Source organism: Caldimonas brevitalea (genome assembly GCF_001017435.1).
Lineage (GTDB): Bacteria > Pseudomonadota > Gammaproteobacteria > Burkholderiales > Burkholderiaceae_C > Caldimonas > Caldimonas brevitalea.
In genome coordinates, this window is record NZ_CP011371.1 from 5,580,725 (window position 1) to 5,605,158 (window position 24,434).

Consider the following 24,434-nt stretch of genomic DNA (forward strand, 5'->3'; position numbering starts at 1 on the left):
CAGGGGCGGGCAGACTGCCGCAGGGTGCACAGGCTGCGAAAGCCCGGCCTTGCTGCGGCGGCGTGGGGCGCTGCAGCGCATCACGCCGTGGGCGAGGTCAACGATGCCACTTTACCGGTGAGCCGTTGCGCAAGGCCGCTGGCCAGCCGGGCCGCCAGTGCGTAGACGGACACCTGCGGATTGGCACCGATGCTGGTGGGAAACAAGGAGCCGTCGTGCACACTGAGATTGTCCACCTGCCAGTGGCGTCCGTCGGGGCGTACCACGCCCAGGCGCTCGTCACCGGCGAGGCCGCAACCCCCCATCACGTGAGCGCTGACGACGCGCGTCTTCAGCGGCTCCATCGGCAGCTGGGCCATCGCGTCGCGCGCCTCGGCCCAGCTCGTATAGGGACGCGCGAGTTCATGGATCGGCAACACCTGTCGCGCGCCGGCGGCGAACTGGATCTCGGCCATGCTGAGCAGCGCACGACGCGCCCCGTCCATCAGGAAATCGTTCAAGGGGTAGTCGAGCAGCGGCGAGCCGTCATCGCGCAGCCGCACGCGTCCACCGGCTGCGTCCGGGTGGAAACCGTCGCGCAACAAGGCGATCAGCGCCTGGGTGTTGGCAAACTGGGCCAGCAGCTGCGCCTGAGTAGCGCCGTAGCCGGGCGCGGTGGAGGCGAACATCACCGGGTGCAGCGGCGGCGCTTCGAGCTTGTAGCCGATCGGCCCGTCCAGCGGTTGGGTGTGCAGGAAGTGGTCGCTGTAGACCGTCTGCGGTGCGCCTTGCCAGCCTTGCACCGGCTGCGGCATCAGCGCGGCCGAGATGACCACCGGATGCAAGAAGGTGCGCCGGCCCAGGCGGCCGTGCGGATCGGGCGCGGCCGAGCGCAACAACAGGGCCGGTGAGTTGATGGCCCCGCCCGCGAGCACGTAATGGCGTGCGACGACGCGGGTGGGCCGCGCAGCTTCGAGGCTGCCGTCGGGTCGTGTGGGCAGGCACACCAGCGCGCGCACCCGCCCGCCGGCCAGCTCGAACTGGCGGGCCTGGGTCTGCACCAGCAAGCGCGCCTGGCGATCGAGCGCGGCCGGCACCGTGGTCAACAGCATCGATTGCTTGGCGTTGGTCGGGCAACCCATGCCGCAGGAGCCGAGGTTCCAGCAACCGTTGACGTTGCGACGGATGGCGCCGAAGGACAGGCCGAGGCGTTCGGCGCCCCGTTTCAGCACGTCGTTGTTCTCGTTCGGCGGCACGTCCCAGGCGGCGATGTGCAGGCGCTGCTCGACCTGGGTGAACCAGGGGCTCAGGCCCTCGGGCGACAACTCGGGGAGCGCATAACGCTCACGCCAGTGCTGCAGCGTGTCGGCGGGGGTGCGGAAGGAACTCGTCCAGTTGACAGTGGTGGAGCCGCCGACACAACGGCCCTGCAAGATGGTGATGGCCTTGTCGGCGGTTTTGCGCGCCGCACTCTCCTGGTAGAGCGCGGGATAAGCGTCGCTCTCGCGCTGACGGAAATCGTTGCTGCTCTTGAGCGGGCCTTCTTCGATCATCACCACCTCGAGCCCGGCCCGCGCCAGCAGTTCGGCGGTGATGCCGCCACCGGCGCCGGTGCCGACGATGGCGACATCACAGGTGAGGCGCGACGGCAGCGCGGCGTGTTCACCACCCATCACCTTCCAGCCTCGCGCTAGACCTTGCCGTATCGGATCGGGTTGCTGGCTCATGGCTGCTGTTGGCCTCAGATGTCGGTAGGGCCGGGGTAGCCGAGTGCGGCCCAGCTGGTGGGGGTGGCGTAGAAGCTCACCGCGCTCAGGTCGCGCAGCGCGTGATACGCCTGCTGCCGCAGTGCCAGCCGCGAGAGCCGCAGGCGGTCGAGCGCCTGCTGCACTTCGGCGACGCTGGCGTCGCCCCAGTCGGCGTCGAGACCTGCGAGCAAACGGCGCCCCGGTGCGCTGCCGAGCACCGTCAGCAACTGCGACAGTTCGTGCCGGGTGGCCGGTGGCACCGTGGCAACGAAGGCCTGGATGCGGTCGACCTGGGCCAGCACTTCGGCGTCGCGCAGCGCCGGGTCGGCGGGCAGCTGTCCATCGAGCACTGCAAGCGTGACGGCCCGCCAGATCGCCCGGTGCCGCTCGCGCTCGCCGCCGCTGCCGGAGGGGGCCAGCCACAGAGCGGTGCCGCCGGCCACCGATAGCAGCAGGGCGGATCCGATTCCAAGCTTGAGCAGGCTTCTTCTGTGCATCGGCGGCGAGTGTTGCACCAATTCGGCGGGGCGGGCTAGGCAGGACGGTCTATTCCCTTGCCGTGGGCCGGGGGCGCGAGCGGCGAGCGGCGAGCGGCGAGCGGCGGGCGGCGGAGGATGCGATCGCGTTGGGAGGCGTCCGGCGATGCTGCGATCCGTGGTGCCACGAGTTTCCGCTTCTTTGTCGTGTGTCGGCGAGGGTCCGCGGCGACGCGGCGCCGGGCAGTGAGTGCCAACCCCGGACCGCGGGTTGTCACCGTCGGGCTCTGAAGTCGCACCGTCTTCGTGCGTACGGTCGCCATCCGTGACATTTGAGTCGCCAAGGTGACGCCTCGTTAGTGCAACTACCGTAGGCGCGCTGTCCGCCTGTCGGAACAATGGACGACTAAGTAACTATGTGTGGGAGAACAAGTGACTGCGTCCAAGCCCTGGCTCGTGAACTATCCGCCGTCGGTGCCGCCCGAGATCGACTGTACGAGGTACGACTCGGTGCCCGCCTTGATGGAGGAGTCGTTCCGTAAGTATGCGCAGCGCAACGCCGCGATGTGCATGGAGCGCCCGATCACCTTCGGTGAAGTCGACCAGCTGTCGACGGCGCTGGGCGCCTGGCTGCAGGGCAAAGGGCTGCAGCGCGGTGCCCGGGTGGCGATCATGATGCCCAACGTGCTGCAGTATGTGGTCGCCATTCCGGCGGTGCTGCGGGCCGGCTTCGTGGTAGTGAACGTCAACCCGCTGTACACGCCGCGCGAGTTGGAGCACCAGCTCAAGGATTCCGGCGCCGAGGCCATCATCATCCTCGAGAACTTCGCCAACACCCTGCAAGAGGTGATCACCAAGACCAACGTGAAGCACGTGGTGGTCGCGGCGATGGGTGACATGCTCGGTCAGGTCAAGGGCGCCTTGGTGAATTTCGTCGTGCGGCACGCGAAGAAGATGGTGCCGGAGTTCAAGCTGCCGCTGGACGGTGGCCGCACGGTCACCCGTTTCAACGCCGCGCTGTCTGAAGGCCGGCGCCTGACGCTCAAGCGTCCGCAGTTGGGACCGCAAGACATCGCCTTCCTGCAGTACACCGGCGGGACCACCGGCGTTTCGAAAGGTGCGACGCTGTCGCACCGCAACATCGTCGCCAACATCCTGCAGAGCGAGGCTTGGTTCAAGCCCATGCTCGACAAGCTGGGCGAGCGGCCGTTGACGGTGGTGTGCGCGCTGCCGCTGTACCACATCTTCGCGCTGACGGTGTGCTACATGATGGGCGCGCGGCTCGGCATGATGAACTTGCTGATCCCCAACCCGCGCGACATCCCCGGCTTCGTGAAGACGCTGCAGAAGCACCGCGTCAACATGTTCCCGGCGGTCAACACGCTGTTCAATGCGCTCGCCAACGACGCCGAGTTCGCCAAGCTCGACTTCTCCGAACTGGTGGTCAGCAATGGCGGCGGCATGGCGGTGCAGCAGGCCACGGCCGAGAAGTGGCTCAAGGTCACCGGCTGCCCGGTGGTCGAAGGCTATGGATTGAGCGAAACGTCGCCGGTGGCCACCAGCAACCGCCTCGACCTGGCCGAGTTCACCGGCACGATCGGGATGCCCATCCCCTCCACCGAGGTGTCGATCCGCGACGACGAAGGGCGCGAGATGCCGCTCGGAGAGCCCGGCGAGATCTGCATCCGCGGGCCGCAGGTGATGGTCGGCTACTGGATGCGTCCGGACGAAACCGCCAAGGTGATGACCTCCGACGGCTACTTCCGTTCGGGCGACGTTGGCGTGATGGACGAGCGCGGCTACGTGAAGATCGTCGACCGCAAGAAGGACATGATCCTCGTCTCGGGCTTCAACGTGTACCCCAACGAGATCGAGCAGGTCGTCAACCTGCACCCGGGCGTGCTGGAATGTGCGGCGGTCGGGGTGGCGGACGCCAAGTCGGGCGAGGCGGTCAAGCTGTTCGTCGTCAAGAAGGACCCGACGCTCGCCGAAGAAGACCTGATGGAGTATTGCCGCCAGAACTTCACGGCCTACAAGCGTCCGAAGTATGTGGAGTTCCGCGACGACCTGCCGAAGACCAACGTCGGCAAGATCTTGCGCCGCGAGTTGCGGCAGGCCGCCTGAGCTGGCAGCCCCTCTGGCGCCGCCCTACCCTGGCGGCGCCACTGCCGCCCTTGGTCAGCGCCGGCGTCGCGCGCCTCAAAGGCGGTGACGCCGGCCATTGAGACGCCATGACGCTGCCGGCCGATGTGGTCGTCTTCGAACGCGGTTGGCTGTCTTCCAACAACGTGCTGCTGCGCGGGTCGGCCGGCGAGCCTGCCGTGCTGGTCGATTCCGGCTACGCGACACACGCGTCGCTGACCCTCGCGCTGGTAGAGCAGTCGCTCGGCGGGCAACGGCTGGGCCGCGTTTTCAACAGCCATCTGCATTCCGACCACTGCGGCGGCAACGCCGCCCTTCAGCAGCGGTATGGTTGCGAAGTGCTGGTGCCGGTGGCCGAGCGGAACGCGGCGGAGGCATGGGACGACGACCAGCTCAGCTTCAAGGCAACCGGCCAACAGTGCCCTCGCTTCAGCGTCCAGGGTGTATTGGTGCCGGGTAGCGAGTACCAGATCGGCACGAGGACGTGGCAAGTCCTGGCGGCGGCGGGACACGACCCGCATGCCGTGATCCTGTACGCCCCCGAAGACCAGCTGCTGATCTCGGCGGACGCGCTGTGGGAGAACGGGTTCGGCGTCGTCTTTCCTGAGCTCGACGGTGAAGATGCGCTGCAAGAGGTGCGGGCAACGCTGGATGTCATTGCAGGCCTCGACGTCCGCCTCGTGATCCCCGGCCATGGCCAGCTTGTCTTCGATGTCGACGCTGCGCTCGAGCGCGCGTATCGCCGGCTGGCGCAGTTCCAATCGGACCCGATTCGGCATGGCTGGTATGCCGCCAAAGCGCTGGCCAAGTTCCACCTGATCGAGGTTCAGACGATCGGGCGTGACCAGATGATGGAGTGGCTGAGGGCAACGCCTTTATTCGGCCGCATTCACGCCCGATATTTCGCGCGGGAGCACCCGTTCAGCGCCTGGTGTGACCAGCTCCTGCAGGCGCTGGAGAACACGGGCGTGTTGAAGCGCAGCCGCGGGGTGCTGGTCGACATTTGAGGTCCGGCAGTCCGCAAGGTCGGGTAAGCACGCTTATCGCGCCATTCGTTCTGCGGCCAACGTCGAATCGCCGCGTCGCGCTGCCAGCAGCCCACCGGCGAACATCACGGTGCCGGGCAGGATGAACAATGGCTGAGCGTTGTAGCTTCCGCGTGCAGTACGGTGCAGCAGCGCCTCCATCTCGTCTTTCGAGTAGGCGACTCTTGGGCTGGAGTCCAAGTAATCGAATTCGGTCTTCAACACTTTGCGAATGCCGAACCGTGACAGGACGGCAAATTGCAAGGCAATGAGCCATAACATGCCATGACAAGTAGAAAGTAGCCCAACTTCCTCATTTGCACTCGCCCTCATTGGTCGGCGGTGTTGCGCCGTAGCGGGTGAAATCAAAGATGCGCCCGGCTCCCCAGGCGGACTTTAATGTTCGGCTGTGCGGATCGGCTTGGTCACTGTCATCCGTGCTGTCCGATGCCCAGCCCCAATTCGACGGCAATTCCTCAACTCGGTCGAAGCGGCGGGTGCGAATCGGCCTGTGATGTTCTCGAGCCAGAGAACAGAACGACAAAGCCCGCAACGGATCTCGGTAGGCCATCTACTTAGTTGCCCGCTCGATGTCCCACCGCCTCTCACGTCCCGGGAACTGCGCCGAGTCGGCGGCGATATTCATCCGCAAAAGCAAAACCCCACCGACTGCGAGAGTGGGTGGGGTTTTGAGGGATAACAGCCTGACGATGTCCTACTTTCACACGGGAATCCGCACTATCATCGGCGCTGAGGCGTTTCACTGTCCTGTTCGGGATGGGAAGGAGTGGGACCACCTCGCTATGGTCATCAGGCATAACTGGTTGCCGTCGTGCGGCGCCGCGGGAGGCGGCGTGGTGCAAGACGACCAATTCGTAGAGTTTGAACTGCAGCGCTCTTTAATGGCGCTGCAGTGAATCAGCAGAATTTGATTGCGTACCAGAGGTGAGCGACGCGTTGGCGTGCTACCTGGCATAACAGCTTAAAGACTCCACCTTGAAGGCTGTGAGGCACATCAAAGTTATAGGGTCAAGCCGCACGAGCAATTAGTACTGGTTAGCTTAACGCATTACTGCGCTTCCACACCCAGCCTATCAACGTCCTGGTCTTGAACGACTCTTCAGGGGGCTCAAGGCCCCGGCAAGACTCATCTTGAGACGAGTTTCCCGCTTAGATGCTTTCAGCGGTTATCTCTTCCGCACTTAGCTACTCGGCAATGCCACTGGCGTGACAACCGATACACCAGAGGTGCGTCCACTCCGGTCCTCTCGTACTAGGAGCAGGCTCTCTCAATCTTGCAGCGCCCACGGAAGATAGGGACCAAACTGTCTCACGACGTTTTAAACCCAGCTCACGTACCTCTTTAAATGGCGAACAGCCATACCCTTGGGACCGGCTACAGCCCCAGGATGAGATGAGCCGACATCGAGGTGCCAAACACCGCCGTCGATATGAACTCTTGGGCGGTATCAGCCTGTTATCCCCAGAGTACCTTTTATCCGTTGAGCGATGGCCCTTCCATACAGAACCACCGGATCACTTAGTCCTACTTTCGTATCTGCTCGACTTGTCAGTCTCGCAGTTAAGCACGCTTTTGCCTATGCACTATCAGCACGATTTCCGACCGTGCCTAGCGTACCTTCGAACTCCTCCGTTACGCTTTGGGAGGAGACCGCCCCAGTCAAACTGCCTACCATACACTGTCCCCAACCCGGATCACGGGCCAAGGTTAGAACCTCAAACACACCAGGGTGGTATTTCAAGGACGGCTCCACGGCACCTAGCGGCACCGCTTCAAAGCCTCCCACCTATCCTACACAGATCTGTTCAAAGTCCAATGTAAAGCTACAGTAAAGGTTCATGGGGTCTTTCCGTCTTTCCGCGGGGAGATTGCATCATCACAAACATTTCAACTTCGCTGAGTCTCTGGAGGAGACAGTGTGGCCATCGTTACGCCATTCGTGCAGGTCGGAACTTACCCGACAAGGAATTTCGCTACCTTAGGACCGTTATAGTTACGGCCGCCGTTTACCGGGGCTTCGATCAAGAGCTTGCACCCCATCACTTAACCTTCCGGCACCGGGCAGGCGTCACACCCTATACGTCGACTTTCGTCTTTGCAGAGTGCTGTGTTTTTATTAAACAGTCGCAGCCACCGATTCTCTGCGACCCCGTTTGGCTCCCCTTGTACAGGTTCACCTACTAAGGGCACACCTTCTTCCGAAGTTACGGTGTCAATTTGCCGAGTTCCTTCTCCAGAGTTCTCTCAAGCGCCTGAGAATACTCATCACGCGCACCAGTGTCGGTTTGCGGTACGGTCGTGTGTAGCTGGAGCTTAGTGGCTTTTCCTGGAAGCAGGGTATCACTCACTTCAGCGGCAAGCCGCCTCGTCATCACCCCTCATCTAAGCCCGGCGGATTTGCCTACCAGGCACGACTACAGGCTTAAACCGGGACATCCAACACCCGGCTGAGCTAACCTTCTCCGTCCCCACATCGCACTACACATCGGTACAGGAATATTGACCTGTTTCCCATCAGCTACGCATCTCTGCCTCGCCTTAGGGGCCGACTCACCCTACGCCGATGAACGTTGCGTAGGAAACCTTGCGCTTACGGCGAGGGGGCTTTTCACCCCCTTTAACGCTACTCATGTCAGCATTCGCACTTCTGATACCTCCAGCATCCCTCTCGAGACACCTTCACAGGCTTACAGAACGCTCTCCTACCGCGCACATTGCTGTGCACCCGCAGCTTCGGTAACTGGCTTAGCCCCGTTACATCTTCCGCGCAGGACGACTCGATCAGTGAGCTATTACGCTTTCTTTAAATGATGGCTGCTTCTAAGCCAACATCCTGACTGTTTTAGCCTTCCCACTTCGTTTCCCACTTAGCCAATTTTAGGGACCTTAGCTGGCGGTCTGGGTTGTTTCCCTCTTGTGTCCGGACGTTAGCACCCGGTGCACTGTCTCCCAAGCTGTACTCATCGGTATTCGGAGTTTGCAATGGTTTGGTAAGTCGCCATGACCCCCTAGCCATAACAGTGCTCTACCCCCGATGGTAATACTTGAGGCACTACCTAAATAGTTTTCGGAGAGAACCAGCTATTTCCAAGTTTGTTTAGCCTTTCACCCCTATCCACAGCTCATCCGCTAGTTTTGCAACACTAGTCGGTTCGGACCTCCAGTAAGTGTTACCTCACCTTCATCCTGGCCATGGATAGATCACTTGGTTTCGGGTCTACACCCAGCGACTGAACGCCCTATTCGGACTCGGTTTCCCTGCGCCTTCCCTATTCGGTTAAGCTTGCCACTGAATGTAAGTCGCTGACCCATTATACAAAAGGTACGCCGTCACCCCGGAGGGCTCCGACTTTTTGTATGCATGCGGTTTCAGGATCTATTTCACTCCCCTCCCGGGGTTCTTTTCGCCTTTCCCTCACGGTACTAGTTCACTATCGGTCGATTACGAGTATTTAGCCTTGGAGGATGGTCCCCCCATCTTCAGACAGGATTTCACGTGTCCCGCCCTACTTGTCGCACGCCTAGTTCCACAACCAACTTTTTTCATACAGGGCTATCACCTGCTATGGCCGGCCTTTCCATGCCGTTCTGATAAGTCGACTGCTAAAACGTGCAGGCTGGTCCGATTTCGCTCGCCACTACTTTCGGAATCTCGGTTGATGTCTTTTCCTCGAGCTACTGAGATGTTTCAGTTCACCCGGTTCGCCTCGCATACCTATGTATTCAGTATGCGATACCCCTAAGGGTGGGTTTCCCCATTCGGAAATCTCCGGATCACAGCTAATTTGCCAGCTCCCCGAAGCTTATCGCAGGCTATCACGTCCTTCGTCGCCTGTAATCGCCAAGGCATCCACCACATGCACTTAGTCACTTGACCCTATAACTTTGACGCCTCTCAGCGTCGTCAAGGACTGTCTGAGCGATGGCTCGCTCAGTTGAGTATTTACGCGTTATGCCGTCTTCAAACTCGCTTTTAATTCACGAATTGAAGTCTGGTGACGCAATCAAATGTTGTTGGCGGCACGGTCCGCCATGAAGCGGTTTCCGCCAACAACGCTGATTCGACTCTACGAATTGTTAAAGAACAACAGCCGTTCTCACGAACCGCTAACGCCAGCAATCTTCCAATTGCTCGCGTTAACGTTCTGAACAGAGTGACCGCCCTTTTGGCGGCGGTGGTGGAGGATGACGGGATCGAACCGACGACCCCCTGCTTGCAAAGCAGGTGCTCTCCCAGCTGAGCTAATCCCCCAACATGTCTCATGCAGAAGGATGGTGGGTCTGGTTGGATTCGAACCAACGACCCCCGCCTTATCAAGACGGTGCTCTAACCGACTGAGCTACAGACCCGTTTTCACTTCTGCGTGAAGCGCGTCTGCGGCTCGCGTCAACCCAGGACCAACTCTCGTCAGCCCCGCCAGCTTCCGCCTGCCGGTTCACGTTCACTCACTGTCGTCAACAACAACAGCCGATAAGTGTGGGCGCAAGAATTTGAGTGCTTCTGTGTTACCAGAAAGGAGGTGATCCAGCCGCACCTTCCGATACGGCTACCTTGTTACGACTTCACCCCAGTCACGAACCCTGCCGTGGTGATCGCCCTCCTTGCGGTTAGGCTAACCACTTCTGGCAGAACCCGCTCCCATGGTGTGACGGGCGGTGTGTACAAGACCCGGGAACGTATTCACCGCGGCATGCTGATCCGCGATTACTAGCGATTCCGACTTCACGCAGTCGAGTTGCAGACTGCGATCCGGACTACGACCGGTTTTCTGGGATTAGCTCCCCCTCGCGGGTTGGCAGCCCTCTGTACCGGCCATTGTATGACGTGTGTAGCCCTACCCATAAGGGCCATGATGACCTGACGTCATCCCCACCTTCCTCCGGTTTGTCACCGGCAGTCTCATTAGAGTGCCCTTTCGTAGCAACTAATGACAAGGGTTGCGCTCGTTGCGGGACTTAACCCAACATCTCACGACACGAGCTGACGACGGCCATGCAGCACCTGTGTCCAGGTTCTCTTTCGAGCACTCCCACATCTCTGCAGGATTCCTGGCATGTCAAGGGTAGGTAAGGTTTTTCGCGTTGCATCGAATTAAACCACATCATCCACCGCTTGTGCGGGTCCCCGTCAATTCCTTTGAGTTTCAACCTTGCGGCCGTACTCCCCAGGCGGTCAACTTCACGCGTTAGCTTCGTTACTGAACAGCAAGCCGTCCAACAACTAGTTGACATCGTTTAGGGCGTGGACTACCAGGGTATCTAATCCTGTTTGCTCCCCACGCTTTCGTGCATGAGCGTCAGTGCAGGCCCAGGAGATTGCCTTCGCCATCGGTGTTCCTCCGCATATCTACGCATTTCACTGCTACACGCGGAATTCCATCTCCCTCTGCCGCACTCTAGCCGTGCAGTCACAAATGCAGTTCCCAGGTTGAGCCCGGGGATTTCACATCTGTCTTGCACAACCGCCTGCGCACGCTTTACGCCCAGTAATTCCGATTAACGCTCGCACCCTACGTATTACCGCGGCTGCTGGCACGTAGTTAGCCGGTGCTTATTCTTCAGGTACCGTCATCGCTCCGGGGTATTAGCCCAGAACTTTTCTTCCCTGACAAAAGCGGTTTACAACCCGAAGGCCTTCTTCCCGCACGCGGCATGGCTGGATCAGGCTTGCGCCCATTGTCCAAAATTCCCCACTGCTGCCTCCCGTAGGAGTCTGGGCCGTGTCTCAGTCCCAGTGTGGCTGGTCGTCCTCTCAGACCAGCTACAGATCGTCGCCTTGGTAGGCCTTTACCCCACCAACTAGCTAATCTGACATCGGCCGCTCCAATAGCGCGAGGTCTTGCGATCCCCCGCTTTCACCCTCAGGTCGTATGCGGTATTAATCCGGCTTTCGCCGGGCTATCCCCCACTACTGGGCACGTTCCGATGTATTACTCACCCGTTCGCCACTCGCCACCAGGATTGCTCCCGTGCTGCCGTTCGACTTGCATGTGTAAGGCATGCCGCCAGCGTTCAATCTGAGCCAGGATCAAACTCTTCAGTTCGATCTTGAAATTTTGCTCAAAACGGAATTGAAGTGAACTTCACTTCTTCTCCGTGAGCGTTTGTGGCACCCAGTCTTGCGACCGGGTAGCCTTGGCACTCGCCTTCAAACGCCCACGCTTATCGGCTGTTATTTGTTAAAGAGCATCTGATCCGCGTCTCGCGCCACCTCGGTGACACTGCACACTTCTCAGTTCGCTGATTCGTCTTTCGTCGTCATCAGCAAAGAAGCGAGATTATGAAGAATTTTTAAAACCCTGTCAACTACTCTGCTTCACTTTCTTCACTCACCACTTCAGTCTGCCGCTCAAGCTCCGTTACCGGAGAACTCTCTACGATTCGACCTTCTCGCCGCAGTTCCCTTGGAATCTCTTCCTCAGTTACCTTCGTTTGCAGCGCCGTGATCAGCGAAGAATGTGACTATAGCAGGATTTCGAGAAGGGACGCAAGTGGCTCGCTCACGCCGCCAATGCGGGAGTGCGACTCGGCTCGCCATCCACGAGTTCGCGGTAGCGCGCATGCGGGTCTTCGCTGGACAGAATGTCATGGACATGCAGCCGCAGCTTCTGCGTGTCGGAACGAAGGATGCGCTGCTTGATGGACGCGATCTGCGACGGGTGCATCGAGAACGACCTGAGGCCCATCGCCAGCAACAACGGGGTGAAAGCACTGTCGCCCGCCATTTCACCGCAGACGCTGACGCCCTTGCCGGCGAGCCGGGCCTGGGCGATGGTGTCGGACACCAGCTTCAGGATGGCCGGGTGCCAGGGGTCGTACAGGTAGGAGACGTTCTCATCGGCCCGGTCGATCGCCAGTGTGTACTGGATCAGATCGTTGGTCCCGATCGAAACGAAGTCGAAGTGGCGCAGAAAGAGCGGCATCAGCAAGGCCGCTGCGGGCACCTCGATCATCGCGCCCACTTCGACCTCGGCGAACGGCAACCCCGCGTCGCGCAGCTGTTGCTTGGCGCGTGCGACCTGCTCGAGCGTCTGGCGGATCTCACCGCGGTGCGCCAGCATCGGGATCAGCAATTTGACCGGTCCATACGCGCTGGCGCGCAGGATGGCGCGCAACTGCATGCGGAACATGCTGGGCTCCGAGAGGCTCCAGCGGATCGCACGCAGCCCGAGCGCCGGGTTGAGCGTGTGCTCATGGCGCAGTTCGTTGATCGACATGCGCTCCAGCGACTTGTCGGCGCCGATGTCGACCGTGCGGATTGTCACCGGCAAGCCTTGCATCGCCTCAACGGCCGCCCGGTAGGCTTCGAACTGCTCGTCCTCGCCCGGCAGGCTGCCGTTGCGGTTCATGAACAGGAACTCGCTGCGGAACAGGCCGACGCCGGCAGCACCCGCGGCGAAAGCGCCGGGTGCGTCCTGCGGCAGTTCGATGTTGGCCAGCAACTCGACGCGCTCGCCGTCGAGGGTGACGGCGGGCGTATGGCGCAGCCGCGCCAAGCGCTCCCGCTCGAGTTCGCTCTGGCGCTGCCGGAACCGGTACTCCTCGAGCACCATCGGCGAGGGATCGACGATCACGACACCGGCGTCGCCGTCGATGATCACCCAGTCGTCCTGGCGGATCAGCCGGCTGGCCTCTCGCGCCCCGACGATGGCCGGAATGTCCATGCTGCGCGCGACGATGGCGGTGTGCGAGGTCTTGCCGCCGACATCGGTGACAAAGCCCTTGAACACACTCTGTTTGAACTGCAGCATGTCCGCCGGCGCAATGTCGTTGGCGATCAACACCAGCGGCTCTTCGCCACCCCAGCCCGAGCCACCGTGCGAGGCGCCCGACGCGATCGCCGAAGTCGCGCCACGGGCCAGCACGCTCAGCAGCCGCTCGACCACCTGCTCGACGTCGGCCTTACGTTCGCGCAGGTAATCGTCCTCCATCTCATCGAACTGTCGCGCCAGTACTTCGAGCTGCGCCGACAGCGCCCACTCGGCGTTGTAATGGCGATCGACGATCCATTGCTTGGTAGCGCCCGTGAGGGCGTCGTCATGCAGCAGCAGGAGGTGAACGTCGAGCAAGGCGCCCAGTTCGCCGGGCGCATCGTCGGGCATCTCACGTTTGAGCGTTTCCAGTTCCCGGGCGACCACGTCACGGCCTTCGCGCAGCCGCTCGATCTCGCTTTCGACTTGGTCGGCATTGATGAAATAGTGCGCGACGTCGACCCGGCTCGAGGCGACCAGCACCGCCTTGCCGATGGCCACCCCGCGGGAAACGGGCAATCCGAAGACCTGCAGTGTCATGCACGCATGCTAGCGCGCAAATGCGCCGCTTCCACCGGGTTTTCGCGCGGTTTGCTGCCGCCCTGGGGGATTTCACATGCGGTAAATACCTAGTTCCACAACATATGAACCTGGATTCTCCGAATATCGCACCTTGTGTTCCGTATCGGGTTCCGGTTCGACCGCTCCCTCTGTATATGTTTGCAGAGTGGCAGCGACCATGGGCCCTGGCCCTGTTTCAACTGCTTGCGGTGCCCGTGCGCCCTCGGCTCGCGCCAGCAGGTGACCGCCGCACAATCGACGCTACAGATCAACCGAAGCCCTCTGCAAGGACGACCCATGCTCTACAAGTTCAAATCGAAAGCAGCCGGCGATGTGATCATGACCGGGCCCTCTGGCGACCAGTTGTTGCGCCTGTTGGGGAAGGAGCCGGCGCCCAAGGGCATCATCGAACCGCCCGACATGCCGCAGGCCATTGCCGCCCTGGAGCGTGCGGTCCTCGAAGATGAGGCGGCACGCGAACGCGCGGAAGAAGAGGCCCGCGCCGAAGGACGGCCTTTGCCGCCGCGCGAAGGCGTGACCTTGCGCCAACGGGTGTGGCCCTTGATCGAGATGATGAAACGGTCGCACGCCGAGAAGAAAGATGTCGTTTGGGGAGTGTGATGCTCCCTTCCTGCCCATCCGCTCACCAGGAGACCTGATGAAACTTTCGAGCAACAGTTGGTCCGATGGCGGCCGCATCCCGGAGCGCTTTGCCGCCGGGCGCTTGGACGCCTCCGGCGTCGGCTTTTCCGACAACGTGAACCCTCACCTCAGCTGGGACGCCGTACCGACCGGGACACAGTCGCTGGCGCTCATCTGTCACGACCCCGACGTCCCCAGCCGTGGCGACGACGTTAACCAGCCCGACCGCGAGGTGCCCGCCGACTTGGCCCGGGTCGACTTCTTCCACTGGGTCCTGGTCGACCTGCCGCCGTCCCTGCGGGAAATCGCCGAAGGCGAGTTCAGCCGCGGCTTCACGGAGCGGGGCAAGGCCGGGCCGGCCACCTTGCACGGTGCACGCCACGGGGTGAACGACTACACCGGCTGGTTCGCACAGGATCCGCAGCGTGCCGGCCAGTACTTCGGCTACGACGGCCCCTTCCCGCCCTTCAACGACGCCCGTATCCACCGCTACGTCTTCACGCTGTACGCCCTCGACTTCGCCCACTGCCCGGTCGACGCTGCCTTCACCGGCGCCCAGGTGCGCAAGGCCATCGCCGGGCACATACTCGCGGAAGCCTCGATTTCGGGGACTTACACGCTGAACCGGCGTCTGCTGTAGCCGGAGCTGCGGCGTGCGGCGAGAATGAGCGTGCAGGCCGAGTTCCGATCGGCCATCCAGCACATCACGCCGCATGCCGCACCGCGACCTCACCCGCATCATCGCCATTCGCCACGGAGAAACCGCGTGGAACGTCGACACGCGCATCCAGGGCCATCTCGACATCCCGCTCAACGAAACCGGCCGTTGGCAGGCCCAGCGTGTCGCCGCGGCGCTGGCCGACGAACCGTTGGCCGCCATCTACTCGAGCGACCTGGCGCGCGCATTCGAGACCGCCAGCGCCCTCGGCCAACAGCTCGGCGTGCCGGTCAGCACGGAACGCGGACTGCGTGAGCGCAGCTTCGGCGAGTTCGAGGGGCTCACCTTCCGCGAGATCGAGGAGCGCTGGCCGGACAAGGCCTTGCGCTGGCGCAAGCGCGACCCCGCGTTCGAGCCCGCGGGCGGTGAGTCGCTGACCACCTTTTACGCGCGCGTCGTCGAGGCGTCCGGCCGGTTGGCGGGACGACACGCGGGGCACAGCATTGCGCTCGTCGCCCATGGCGGGGTGCTCGATTGCCTCTACCGCGCCGCGTCGCGCGTCGATCTCCAGGCGCCGCGCACCTGGGAGCTGGGCAACGCCAGCATCAACCGGCTGCTCTACACCGCCGACGGCTTCACGTTGGTCGGCTGGGCCGACACCCACCACCTCGAACAATCGGGTCTCGACGAGAATACGGACGGCGATCGGGTCGGGCACGCAGCCTGAGCCACGGCACCCGGGGCACAGCACCCGGCGGACAGCCAGCCGGGCGGCGCGCCGACGCCCGATCGCATCGCTTCCGTCGTGCGTCAGGAGCCCTGCGATGCAAGCCGCCCAGATCATCGTCCTCGCGACCCCCGTGTTTCTGCTGCTGATCGCCGCGGAGTACGCCGTCGGCGTTGTGCGAAGGCGCAATACCTACCGCCTCAGCGACGCACTCAACAGCATCGGTCTGGGCGTGATGAGCCAGCTGACCGGCGTGTTCACGGCACTGATGACCGTCGGCATCTACAGCGCCGTACATCGGCATGCGGCCCTCTGGCGTTGGCCGGCGGACTCGCTGTGGTCTTGGGTGGCGGCGCTGGTGTTCTACGACTTCTGCTATTACTGGCACCACCGGGTCGGCCACGAGTGCGCCTTGTTCTGGGCCGCACATGTCGTGCATCACCAGAGCGAGGACTACAACCTGTCCACCGCGCTGCGCCAGACCAGTTCCGGCTGGTTGGCCGGCTGGATCTTCTACCTGCCGATGGCGGTGGCGGGGGTGCCGCCGCTGGTCTTCGCCGGCGTCGCACTGATCGACTTGCTCTACCAGTACTGGGTCCACACCCAGCAGATCGGCCGCCTCGGCTGGTTCGACCGTGTGTTCTGCTCGCCGAGCAACCACCGCGTGCACCATGCGGTGAATGACCAGTACCTCGACAAGAACTACGGCGGCATCCTGATGGTGTGGGACCACTGGTTCGGTACCTTCCGCGACGAAGACGACCGCGACCCGTGCGTCTGGGGCACCCGGGGACCGCTGCACAGTTGGAACCCGGTGTGGGCCAATCTGCAGGTGTACGCGGAGTTGTTGCGCATCAGCCGGCGCACCCGCCGCTGGTCCGACAAGTTGAAGGTGTGGTTCAAGCCCCCCGGCTGGCGCCCGGCCGACGTCGCCGCGGCCGACCCCAAGCCCCCCTTCGACATCACGCAGGTGCAACGCTACGACCCGCCCGTCGGCCCGGCGGCCCGATGGGGCGCCGCCGCCCTCTTTGTCGCTGTCCTCGGCGCCACCTCGTTCCTGCTCTGGAACGCCCACCGCCTCGACCCGCTGTGGCTCGCGCTCGGCACGGCCGGCGTCGTTGCGGCCTTGTGCACCGTGGGCTGGCTGTGTGAGCGCCCGCCGCGTGCCATGCTGGCAGCAGGGGCACCCACCGCAGGCTTGCCTCGAGAGCCGACCTCACTAAACTGAGGCCATCTTCCTGCAAGGGGATACGCCATGGCGCTCAAGCGGATGACCAAGGACGACATGCCCCTGTCCTTTGGTGCTTTCAACCCCGTCGGCCACATCGTGCTGGCCTTCGACAACGCCGAGGACGCCCGAGCCGCGACCGACGCCCTGCACAAGGCCGGGTTCGACGACGAAGACGTGCTGCACTACTCCGCGGAAGAAGAATCCGAGTTGATGGCGCGCCGTCTCGCCGACGCCAGCGGGGCCGCCGAGTTCGGTGCCGAAATACGCCTGATGCGCCGCTACAAGGAACTGGCCGACCAAGGCTGCTGCTGGATGGTGGTGTTCGCGCCGACCGCCGTGCGCGCGCACCAGGTGGGCGAGATCGCCCGCCAACACGACGCCCGTATCGCCGAGCGCTACGGCCGGCTGATCATCGAAGACCTGTTGTAGTGCCGGCGCGGCGCTGGCCGGGCGCATCGCCCAGGCCCACCACACCGCCGCTTCACTCCGAAAACAGCTCCCCCTCGGCACGCCGTGGCGGCGCGAGCCCGAGGTGGCGGTAGGCCGCCAGCGTCGCGATGCGGCCGCGCGGCGTGCGCTGCAAATAGCCTTGCTGGATCAAATACGGCTCGATCACGTCTTCGATCGTCTCGCGCTCTTCGCCGATGGCCGCCGCCAGGTTGTCGAGGCCGACCGGCCCACCGTCGAACTTGTGGATCACCGCTTCCAGCAGCTTGCGGTCCATCACGTCGAAGCCCTGCGGGTCGACGTCGAGCATTGCGAGCGCCTTGTCGGCGATCAGCTTGTCGATCCGCCCGTCGGCCTTCACCTCGGCATAGTCGCGCACCCGGCGCAGCAGGCGGTTGGCGATACGGGGCGTGCCGCGCGAGCGCCGCGCCACCTCCATCGCGCCTTGTGCGTCGATCGGCGCCTTCAGCAGCCCGGCCGAACGTGTGACGATGCGGGCCAGTTCCTCGGCGGTGTAGAACTCCAACCGCGCGACGATGCCGAAACGGTCGCGCAAAGGGTTGGTGAGCATGCCCGCCCGCGTCGTGGCGCCCACCAGCGTGAACGGTTGCAAATCGAGTTTGATCGAGCGGGCGGCCGGCCCCTCGCCGATCATGATGTCGATCTGGTAGTCCTCCAGCGCCGGATACAAGATCTCTTCGACCACCGGCGACAAGCGGTGGATCTCGTCGATGAACAGCACGTCGTTGCGCTCGAGGTTGGTCAGCAGGGCCGCCAAATCCTTCGGTTTCTCGAGCACCGGCCCCGACGTCTGCCGCAGGTTCACGCCCAGTTCGTGGGCGATGATGTGGCTCAGCGTCGTCTTGCCCAGCCCGGGCGGCCCGAACAGCAGCACATGGTCGAGCGCCTCGCCGCGCTTGCGCGCTGCGCGGATGAAGATCTCGAGCTGTTCACGCGCCTTGGCCTGGCCCACGTAGTCGGTCAGCCCCTTCGGGCGCAGCGCGCGCTCGATCGCCTCCTCGTTGGGCGACGTCGGCGCGGCAGACACCACCCGCTGCCGGGGCGGCGGGCTGAAGTCGTCGGTCTGGATGCTCATCGACGCCTACCTCATTTCGCCAGCGCCCGCAGCGCCAGCTTGATGCCTTCGCTCACGCCCACGTCGGGCGGCAAGGCCTTCAGCGCCGCGGCGGCCTCGCGGTCGCTGTAGCCGAGCGCGATCAGGGCCTGCAACACATCGCCCTGCGCGTCGCTCGCCACGCTGGCCGGCCGGGCGATGTCCGGCCCCAGCTTGCCTTTCAGTTCGAGCAGCAGGCGTTCGGCGGTTTTCTTGCCGATGCCCGGCACCTTCACCAAACGCCCCGATTCCTGCAGGCTGACCGCCTGCGCGAGGTCGGCCACGCTCATGCCGGACAGGATGGACAGCCCGGTGCGCGGGCCAACGCCGGAAATCTTGATCAGCTGGCGGAACGTCTCGCGTTCTTCCGCCGAGGCAAAGCCGAACAGGATTTGCGCGTCCTCGCGGACGACAAAATGCGTGAGCAGCGTGACGCGCTCGCCGAGGTTGGGCAGGTTGTAGAAGGTGCTCATCGGGACATCGACCTCGTAGCCGACGCCGCCGACATCCACCAACACCAGCGGGGGGGCTTTCTCCGCGATCACGCCCGTCAGACGACCAATCATCGACGGGATTATCGCGGCCCCGCCGCGGTCAGCGCGGCGACTTGCGGAACAATCCGAGCCGCTGGGCTTCGAGCGCCGCCTCGGCGCGCGACGACACGTTGAGCTTGCGGTAGATCTGCTTCACGTAGTCGGCGATCGTGTGGCGCGACAAGCCGAGCTGGACGCCGATTTCCGGCAGCGTGAAGCCCTTGGCCACGCGCAGCAGCACCTCGTTTTCGCGGTCGGTCAGCGACACCGGCGGCAGCAGCGGCTCGGTCTGAGCCGGCTGGGTGCGCGCCTGCGACGCGAAGTAGGCGATCACGCGGCGCGCGATCGACGGCGACAACGGCGGCTCGCCCTGCGTGATGCGCTGCAGCTGCTCGGCGAGCTGGTCCTTGGCCTGCTCCTTGAGCAGGTAGCCGAAGGCGCCGGCCTGCAGCGCGGGGAACAGGTGGTCGTCGTCGTCGTGGATGGTCACGACCACCGACTGCGCCTCGGGCTGCGACTCGCGCAGCGCGGCGACCACCTCGACACCGGAGCCGTCGGGCAAACCGAGGTCGATCAGCGCCAGGTCGAAGCGCAACGCGGTGATCTGTTCCAGCGCATCGTGCACACGTGCACTTTCCGACACGCGTGCCGCTGGAAACACCTGCGTCACCAGCGTCTTGAGCCACTGGCGGATTTCGGGAAGGTCTTCAAGCAGCAGGATATGCATGGCGGCGGACTCGGTAGGCCGTCACGGCACCGGCGCGTGACAGTCAGTCGGGATAGTACCGTGCAATCGGCGCTCCGAACACGGCTCTGATGGGGGAGACCCTGTCTGTGGCACCGGAACGAGGGTGTGCGCCCGCACTTTGAACGTTCGTGGCTCAACGCCTGGCCCCGCCCCTCGCCGGCGCGGCCGGTACCGCTACAACGGCAAGGTGAGCCGGATCACCGTGCCGTAGCCGGGGCCCGACTCGACCAGGCACTGCCCGGCCAACTGTTTTGCACGCCGTTTCATGCTCGCCATGCCGTGCCCGCGGTCCAGCTTGCCGTCCAGCTCGAGCGGAATGCCGCGCCCGTTGTCCTGGATCACCAGGTTGAAATCGGTCGCGTCGATCACGCAGCGGATGGTGCAGGCCGTCGCGCCGCTGTGCTTGATGATGTTGCTGATCGCCTCGCGCAGGATGCGGGTGGTTTGTACATAGGCGCGCGCGGACAGGTGGCGCTCGTCGCTCTCGTGGGCTGTCATCCAGTCGACCTGCACCGCCGCCTGGCCGAGACGCGACACCGTTTCGGCGCGCCAGTCGGCCAGCGCGTCGGACACCTTGACCGGCTTGCCGGTCAAGCCCCGCACCGACAGCCGCATTTCTTCGAGCGCCTCGCGCGCCAGCGTTGAGATGCGTTCGTCGCCGCTGGTGTGCACGATGGTCAGCAGCTTGGCACCCAGGTCGTCGTGCAGATCCCCGGCGATGCGCTTGCGTTCGGCCTCGGCCACCTGCTCGATGCGGGCCTCGGCCAGCTCTGCGTAACTGCGCTCGATTTCGGCCGTCTTTTCGCTGATGCGCTGCTCGAGGTGGAAGCGCGCCATCTCGGCGGCCTGCAAGGCCTGCACGAAGTGCTGGACCAGGCGCAACCCGACCGCGAAGAACAGCAGCGGCATCGCGAAATGGATCAAATGGATGCGCGGCAGGTCGAGGATGTCGTGCTGCACCGCCGTTTCGATCGTCGCGAGCACCACCACGATGATCAGCACGGCGCTCATGATCCAGAACTCGGGGCGCCGCTCGTCCCAGGCGTGGCGCAGGTAGTAGGCGATGGCCCAGCTGACCTCCAACACGTAGACGGTGGTCCAGACCGTCATCACGGTGAAGAAATGTTCGTCTCCGGCCAATGCAATCGAGGCTGGCACCAGCAGGCACTGCAGCAACATCGCGATGTTGACGGCGCGGTGCCGATGGCCGCCGTAGCGCTGCAAGAACAGCACGGCGCAGGCCACCACGGGCGCGTAAAGCGTGCTGATCAGCACCTCCGTCGCCCAGTTGTCCAGCGGCATGTGCCGCACCCACAGCCGCGCCCCCAGCGTCGCCCAGCCGAGCAGCAGCAGGCCGAAATAGAGGTAGGCCGGCTCGTTGCGCCGCGCCCAGGCGAGCCCCAGCATGAACACGCCCAGCACGACGATGGTCAGCCCGACGACCTGGCCCATCGTGACGTTCCAGAACAGCTGGCGCTCGTAGCGCGACAGCAGCTCGGCCTGCGGCGCGATGACCAGGTTCGACAGCCCCCCGGCACGCTGACGGGCGGCCACATGTTCGAGCGCGTAACCGACGACCCGCAGCTCCAGAAGGTTGCCGCTGGGCTTGAGCAGCCCGGCCGGCAGGCCGACCAGTTGCGGGTAGTAGCAGTTGCGGGTGACCGGCGGTCTCAGGCTGCCATGCCGCAGGATCAGCTGCCCGTTCAGCCGCGCCTCCACATTCGAGCAGGCCCGCTCGATGTACAGCGCGAGCAAGTCGCCCTGAGGCATGGACGGCAGGTCGAAGCGGGCGTGATAGGTCACCGTGCCATCGAAGCCGGGCCGGCTCACCGACCAGGCGTCCGGCAGCGACACCGGTTGCTGCATCGACCGGGCCGGCCCTTCGAAGCCCTGCTCCCCGACCACCACGGCCTCACGCACCTGCACTTCGGCGCCCCACGCCGCCGGCAACGCCGCCACCAGGCACCACAGCACGAGCAGCGGCCAGAACGGCCAGGGCATGGGGCGCGGCACGCCGTGGCGAGAACACCGCATCGACAACAAGGAAGTCATGGGAGCGGATTCTGCGCGAGGCCCGGGCGAGGGACAATCCTGCACCGGCCGCGCTTGGCGGCCGCATGGAGTTCTTCACACGTGATCCTTCGCCACGCCTTCATCCCGCTCGACAACGCCCGCCTGGCGCACCTGTGCGGCACGCTCGACGAGAACCTCCGCAGCATCGAGGCGGCCTTCGATGTCAGCATCACCCGCCGCAACGAGTCCTTCCGGATCGAGGGCGCCAAGAAACCGGCCGAACGGGCCGTCGCACTGCTGCAATCGCTCTACGACCGCGCGCGTCACCCGATCCCGGCCGATGATTTGCAACTGGCGTTGATCGAGGCGATGCAACCGGAGGATGGGCGCAGTCACAAGGCGGCCGAAGGCGAGGAACTGGTGCTGCGCACACGACGTGCCGACCTGCAAGGCCGCACCCCCATGCAGGACCAGTACCTGCGCAACATCATCGGCCATGACATCACCTTCGGCATCGGCCCGGCCGGCACCGGCAAAACCTTCCTGGCGGTGGCCTGCGCCGTCGATGCCCTGGAGCGCAGCGCGGTGCAGCGCATCATCCTGACCCGGCCGGCGGTCGAGGCCGGCGAGCGGCTGGGTTTCCTGCCGGGCGACCTGACCCAGAAGGTCGACCCGTATCTGCGCCCCCTCTACGACGCGCTGTACGACCTGATGGGCTTCGACCGCGTCACCAAAGCCTTCGAGAAGGCCACGCTCGAGATCGCGCCCCTCGCCTTCATGCGCGGACGCACCCTCAACCACGCCTTCGTGATCCTCGACGAGGCGCAGAACACGACGCCGGAACAGATGAAAATGTTCCTCACCCGCATCGGTTTCGGCAGCAAGGCAGTGGTGACCGGCGACGTCAGCCAGATCGACCTGCCGCGCGGCCAGAAGAGCGGGCTGATCGACGCCGAACGTGTGCTCAAGCGGGTGCGTGGCATCGCGATGACGCGTTTTTCCGCCGCCGACGTCGTGCGCCACCCGCTGGTGGCCCGCATCGTCGAGGCCTACGACGCCGCGAAGAAGACGGACGAAGCCTGATGGGCGCCGTGAAACCGCAGCTGCAGCTGTCGCTGCAGTTTGCCGACCCGCGTCACCGCGCCGAATTGCCGCGCCACAAGGTGATGCGCTGGATGCGCGCCGCGCTCGAAGCGCCGGCCGAGATCACCGTGCGGGTGGTCGACGCCGAGGAAGGCCAGCGGCTCAACCGCGAATTCCGCGCCAAGGACTACGCCACCAACGTGCTGACCTTCGACTACGCACACGAGCCGGTGGTGATGGCCGACCTGGTGCTGTGCGCACCGGTGGTCGAGCGTGAAGCGGCCGAGCTGGGCAAATCGCTGCAGGCCCACTACGCCCATCTGCTCGTCCACGGCACCTTGCACGCCCAGGGTTACGACCATGAAGCCGACGACGAGGCGCAGGTGATGGAGGCGCGCGAAACCGAGCTGATGCTGGCGCTGGGCTTCGACGATCCCTACCTGAAGCCACCGTTAGAGGCTTGACGGCACCTGGGGCCGCCACAGCCCTTCCCCCGGCCCGCCGTCAGATCCGCCCCTCCTCCACCGCGTGGCACGCCACCTTGACGCCGCGGATCTGCAGCAGTTCCGGCCGCTGCTGCACACAGCGTTCGTTGGCATGCGGGCAGCGCGGATGGAAGGCGCAGCCGCTCGGCGGGTTGAGCGGGTTGGGCACCTCCCCGTGCACCGGCGTGCGGGACCTTCCGGTCATGCGGATGTCGGGGATCGCATCCAGCAGCATCCGGGTATAGGGATGTTGCGGCCGGTCGAACAGCTCGCGCTTGGGCGCCAGCTCGACCAGACGGCCCAGGTACATCACACCCACCTCGTCGGCCACATGGTGCACCACGGCCAGGTTGTGCGAGATGAACAGATAGGTGAGGCCGCGCTGCCGCTGCAGGTCCTTCATGATGTTGAGCACCTGCGCCTGCACCGACACGTCGAGCGCAGAGGTCGGCTCGTCGCAGACCAGAAACTCCGGTTGCGTCGCCAAGGCTCGCGCGATCGAGATGCGCTGGCGCTGGCCGCCCGAGAACTGGTGCGGGAACTTCTGCATGTCGGCTGCGGCCAGGCCGACCGACTCCAGCAGTTCGCCCACGCGCTGCTTCACGGCGGCGGCGCCCTGCAGCAGACCGTGTTCGACCAGCGGCTCGGCCACGATGGCCTCGACCTTCCAGCGCGGATTCAGGCTCGCATACGGGTCCTGGAAGATCATTTGCATGCGCCGCCGCAGGTCTCGTCCGTTGGGGCTGGCCAAGGCTTCGGCCGTGGTTTGGCCATCGAAGCGCACCTGCCCCCGGCTCGGCTGGTACAGCCCCACCAGCAGCCGAGCCACGGTGCTCTTGCCGCAGCCGGACTCGCCCACCAGCGCCAGCGTCTTGCCACGCTCGATCGCGAAGCTGACACCGTCCACCGCATGCACGAACTGGCGCGGCTTGCGCTCGACCACCCGGTTGAGCCAGGGCGCCGAGACGTCGAAGATCTTGGCCAGGTTGTCGACCTGTACCAGGGTTGATGCCACTGCAGTCATTGGAGAACCTCCGTGCTGGTGCACT

Annotated in this window: 17 protein-coding genes, 2 tRNA genes, 3 rRNA genes and 1 pseudogene; 9 read left to right on the plus strand and 14 right to left on the minus strand. The window is 63.9% G+C overall.

Features of this window, described 5'->3' with window-relative positions:
* Positions 1-80 precede the first annotated feature (80 nt).
* Together AAW51_RS23670 and AAW51_RS23675 are read right to left on the minus strand one after the other, a co-directional pair.
* Entirely contained in the window at positions 81-1,706 is a 1,626-nt protein-coding gene (locus AAW51_RS23670) for a GMC family oxidoreductase (RefSeq protein WP_047196586.1), read from the minus strand.
* A gap of 14 nt (positions 1,707-1,720) precedes the next feature.
* Positions 1,721-2,170, minus strand: coding sequence for a hypothetical protein (locus AAW51_RS23675; protein ID WP_238947678.1), 450 nt, complete (start codon positions 2,168-2,170; stop codon positions 1,721-1,723).
* A gap of 465 nt (positions 2,171-2,635) precedes the next feature.
* Here AAW51_RS23675 and AAW51_RS23680 point away from each other — a divergent pair, with 465 nt between their 5' ends.
* Positions 2,636-4,327, plus strand: a complete 1,692-nt coding sequence (locus tag AAW51_RS23680; RefSeq protein WP_047196588.1) for a long-chain-fatty-acid--CoA ligase — start codon at positions 2,636-2,638, stop codon at positions 4,325-4,327.
* Between the two features lie 107 nt (positions 4,328-4,434).
* Complete coding sequence (locus AAW51_RS23685; protein WP_047196589.1) at positions 4,435-5,352, plus strand: MBL fold metallo-hydrolase; 918 nt, start codon at positions 4,435-4,437, stop codon at positions 5,350-5,352.
* 33 nt (positions 5,353-5,385) lie between these two features.
* Here the strand turns inward: AAW51_RS23685 and AAW51_RS23690 are convergent, their stop codons facing one another.
* The 7 genes from AAW51_RS23690 to ptsP form a co-directional block, all read right to left on the minus strand.
* Complete coding sequence (locus AAW51_RS23690; protein WP_157360017.1) at positions 5,386-5,634, minus strand: hypothetical protein; 249 nt, start codon at positions 5,632-5,634, stop codon at positions 5,386-5,388.
* Positions 5,635-6,072: 438 nt separating this feature from the next.
* A 5S ribosomal RNA gene (rrf, locus tag AAW51_RS23695) occupies positions 6,073-6,185 on the minus strand.
* A 210-nt stretch (positions 6,186-6,395) separates the two neighbouring features.
* Positions 6,396-9,269: ribosomal RNA gene (locus tag AAW51_RS23700) — 23S ribosomal RNA — on the minus strand.
* A 299-nt stretch (positions 9,270-9,568) separates the two neighbouring features.
* A tRNA-Ala gene (locus tag AAW51_RS23705) sits at positions 9,569-9,644 on the minus strand.
* Positions 9,645-9,665: 21 nt separating this feature from the next.
* A tRNA-Ile gene (locus AAW51_RS23710) sits at positions 9,666-9,742 on the minus strand.
* Positions 9,743-9,905: 163 nt separating this feature from the next.
* Positions 9,906-11,436: ribosomal RNA gene (locus tag AAW51_RS23715) — 16S ribosomal RNA — on the minus strand.
* Together the 16S, 23S and 5S rRNA genes with 2 tRNA genes alongside form the textbook arrangement of a ribosomal RNA operon.
* A 456-nt stretch (positions 11,437-11,892) precedes the next feature.
* Complete coding sequence (ptsP, locus tag AAW51_RS23720; protein WP_047196591.1) at positions 11,893-13,683, minus strand: phosphoenolpyruvate--protein phosphotransferase; 1,791 nt, start codon at positions 13,681-13,683, stop codon at positions 11,893-11,895.
* A 318-nt stretch (positions 13,684-14,001) separates the two neighbouring features.
* Between ptsP and AAW51_RS23725 the strand changes: the two genes are divergently transcribed.
* From AAW51_RS23725 to AAW51_RS23745, 5 genes and pseudogenes are all read left to right on the plus strand, one after another.
* Complete coding sequence (locus AAW51_RS23725) at positions 14,002-14,325, plus strand: DUF1840 domain-containing protein (protein ID WP_047196592.1); 324 nt, start codon at positions 14,002-14,004, stop codon at positions 14,323-14,325.
* 37 nt (positions 14,326-14,362) lie between these two features.
* The gene (locus tag AAW51_RS23730; protein WP_047196593.1) at positions 14,363-14,986 is read left to right on the plus strand and encodes a YbhB/YbcL family Raf kinase inhibitor-like protein; all 624 of its coding nucleotides are present in this window, start codon (positions 14,363-14,365) and stop codon (positions 14,984-14,986) included.
* 73 nt (positions 14,987-15,059) lie between these two features.
* Positions 15,060-15,731 carry a histidine phosphatase family protein gene (locus tag AAW51_RS23735; protein WP_047196594.1) on the plus strand — a complete coding sequence of 224 codons (672 nt, stop codon included), beginning with the start codon at positions 15,060-15,062 and terminating at the stop codon, positions 15,729-15,731.
* 97 nt (positions 15,732-15,828) lie between these two features.
* Positions 15,829-16,803: pseudogene (locus AAW51_RS23740) on the plus strand (sterol desaturase family protein); the annotation flags it as partial.
* Between the two features lie 183 nt (positions 16,804-16,986).
* The gene (locus AAW51_RS23745) at positions 16,987-17,391 is read left to right on the plus strand and encodes a hypothetical protein (protein ID WP_047196595.1); all 405 of its coding nucleotides are present in this window, start codon (positions 16,987-16,989) and stop codon (positions 17,389-17,391) included.
* Between the two features lie 52 nt (positions 17,392-17,443).
* Here AAW51_RS23745 and ruvB read toward each other — a convergent pair whose 3' ends face one another.
* The 4 genes from ruvB to AAW51_RS23765 all read right to left on the minus strand — a co-directional run bounded on the left by ruvB (position 17,444) and on the right by AAW51_RS23765 (position 21,856).
* The gene (ruvB, locus tag AAW51_RS23750; RefSeq protein ID WP_047196596.1) at positions 17,444-18,505 is read right to left on the minus strand and encodes a Holliday junction branch migration DNA helicase RuvB; all 1,062 of its coding nucleotides are present in this window, start codon (positions 18,503-18,505) and stop codon (positions 17,444-17,446) included.
* Between the two features lie 11 nt (positions 18,506-18,516).
* Entirely contained in the window at positions 18,517-19,089 is a 573-nt protein-coding gene (gene ruvA, locus AAW51_RS23755; protein WP_047196597.1) for a Holliday junction branch migration protein RuvA, read from the minus strand.
* 28 nt (positions 19,090-19,117) lie between these two features.
* On the minus strand, positions 19,118-19,783 hold the full coding sequence (locus AAW51_RS23760; RefSeq protein WP_047196598.1) for a response regulator: 666 nt from the start codon (positions 19,781-19,783) through the stop codon (positions 19,118-19,120).
* A 195-nt stretch (positions 19,784-19,978) separates the two neighbouring features.
* Positions 19,979-21,856: a sensor histidine kinase gene (locus AAW51_RS23765; protein ID WP_238947679.1), complete on the minus strand. Its 1,878-nt coding sequence runs from the start codon at positions 21,854-21,856 to the stop codon at positions 19,979-19,981.
* An 81-nt stretch (positions 21,857-21,937) separates the two neighbouring features.
* On the opposite strand from AAW51_RS23765, the gene AAW51_RS23770 reads away from it, so the two are divergent.
* Together AAW51_RS23770 and ybeY are read left to right on the plus strand one after the other, a co-directional pair.
* On the plus strand, positions 21,938-22,900 hold the full coding sequence (locus tag AAW51_RS23770; RefSeq protein ID WP_047196600.1) for a PhoH family protein: 963 nt from the start codon (positions 21,938-21,940) through the stop codon (positions 22,898-22,900).
* A complete protein-coding gene (ybeY, locus tag AAW51_RS23775) occupies positions 22,900-23,364 on the plus strand; it encodes an rRNA maturation RNase YbeY (protein WP_047196601.1) in 465 nt (154 codons plus the stop codon). Before AAW51_RS23770 ends, ybeY begins: the two co-directional genes overlap by 1 nt.
* A 40-nt stretch (positions 23,365-23,404) precedes the next feature.
* Here the strand turns inward: ybeY and AAW51_RS23780 are convergent, their stop codons facing one another.
* Positions 23,405-24,409: an ABC transporter ATP-binding protein gene (locus tag AAW51_RS23780; protein WP_047196602.1), complete on the minus strand. Its 1,005-nt coding sequence runs from the start codon at positions 24,407-24,409 to the stop codon at positions 23,405-23,407.
* Between the last annotated feature and the right edge of the window lie 25 nt (positions 24,410-24,434).

Coding starts and splice junctions, on each gene's coding strand:
- AAW51_RS23760 (WP_047196598.1), bottom strand. CDS start 19,783: ATGCATATCCTGCTGCTTGAAGACCTTCCCGAAATCCGCCAGTGGCTC.
- ybeY (WP_047196601.1), top strand. CDS start 22,900: ATGGGCGCCGTGAAACCGCAGCTGCAGCTGTCGCTGCAGTTTGCCGAC.
- ptsP (WP_047196591.1), bottom strand. CDS start 13,683: ATGACACTGCAGGTCTTCGGATTGCCCGTTTCCCGCGGGGTGGCCATC.
- AAW51_RS23780 (WP_047196602.1), bottom strand. CDS start 24,409: ATGACTGCAGTGGCATCAACCCTGGTACAGGTCGACAACCTGGCCAAG.
- ruvA (WP_047196597.1), bottom strand. CDS start 19,089: ATGATTGGTCGTCTGACGGGCGTGATCGCGGAGAAAGCCCCCCCGCTG.
- AAW51_RS23685 (WP_047196589.1), top strand. CDS start 4,435: ATGACGCTGCCGGCCGATGTGGTCGTCTTCGAACGCGGTTGGCTGTCT.
- AAW51_RS23725 (WP_047196592.1), top strand. CDS start 14,002: ATGCTCTACAAGTTCAAATCGAAAGCAGCCGGCGATGTGATCATGACC.
- AAW51_RS23730 (WP_047196593.1), top strand. CDS start 14,363: ATGAAACTTTCGAGCAACAGTTGGTCCGATGGCGGCCGCATCCCGGAG.
- AAW51_RS23670 (WP_047196586.1), bottom strand. CDS start 1,706: ATGAGCCAGCAACCCGATCCGATACGGCAAGGTCTAGCGCGAGGCTGG.
- ruvB (WP_047196596.1), bottom strand. CDS start 18,505: ATGAGCATCCAGACCGACGACTTCAGCCCGCCGCCCCGGCAGCGGGTG.
- AAW51_RS23765 (WP_238947679.1), bottom strand. CDS start 21,856: ATGACTTCCTTGTTGTCGATGCGGTGTTCTCGCCACGGCGTGCCGCGC.
- AAW51_RS23735 (WP_047196594.1), top strand. CDS start 15,060: ATGCCGCACCGCGACCTCACCCGCATCATCGCCATTCGCCACGGAGAA.
- AAW51_RS23745 (WP_047196595.1), top strand. CDS start 16,987: ATGGCGCTCAAGCGGATGACCAAGGACGACATGCCCCTGTCCTTTGGT.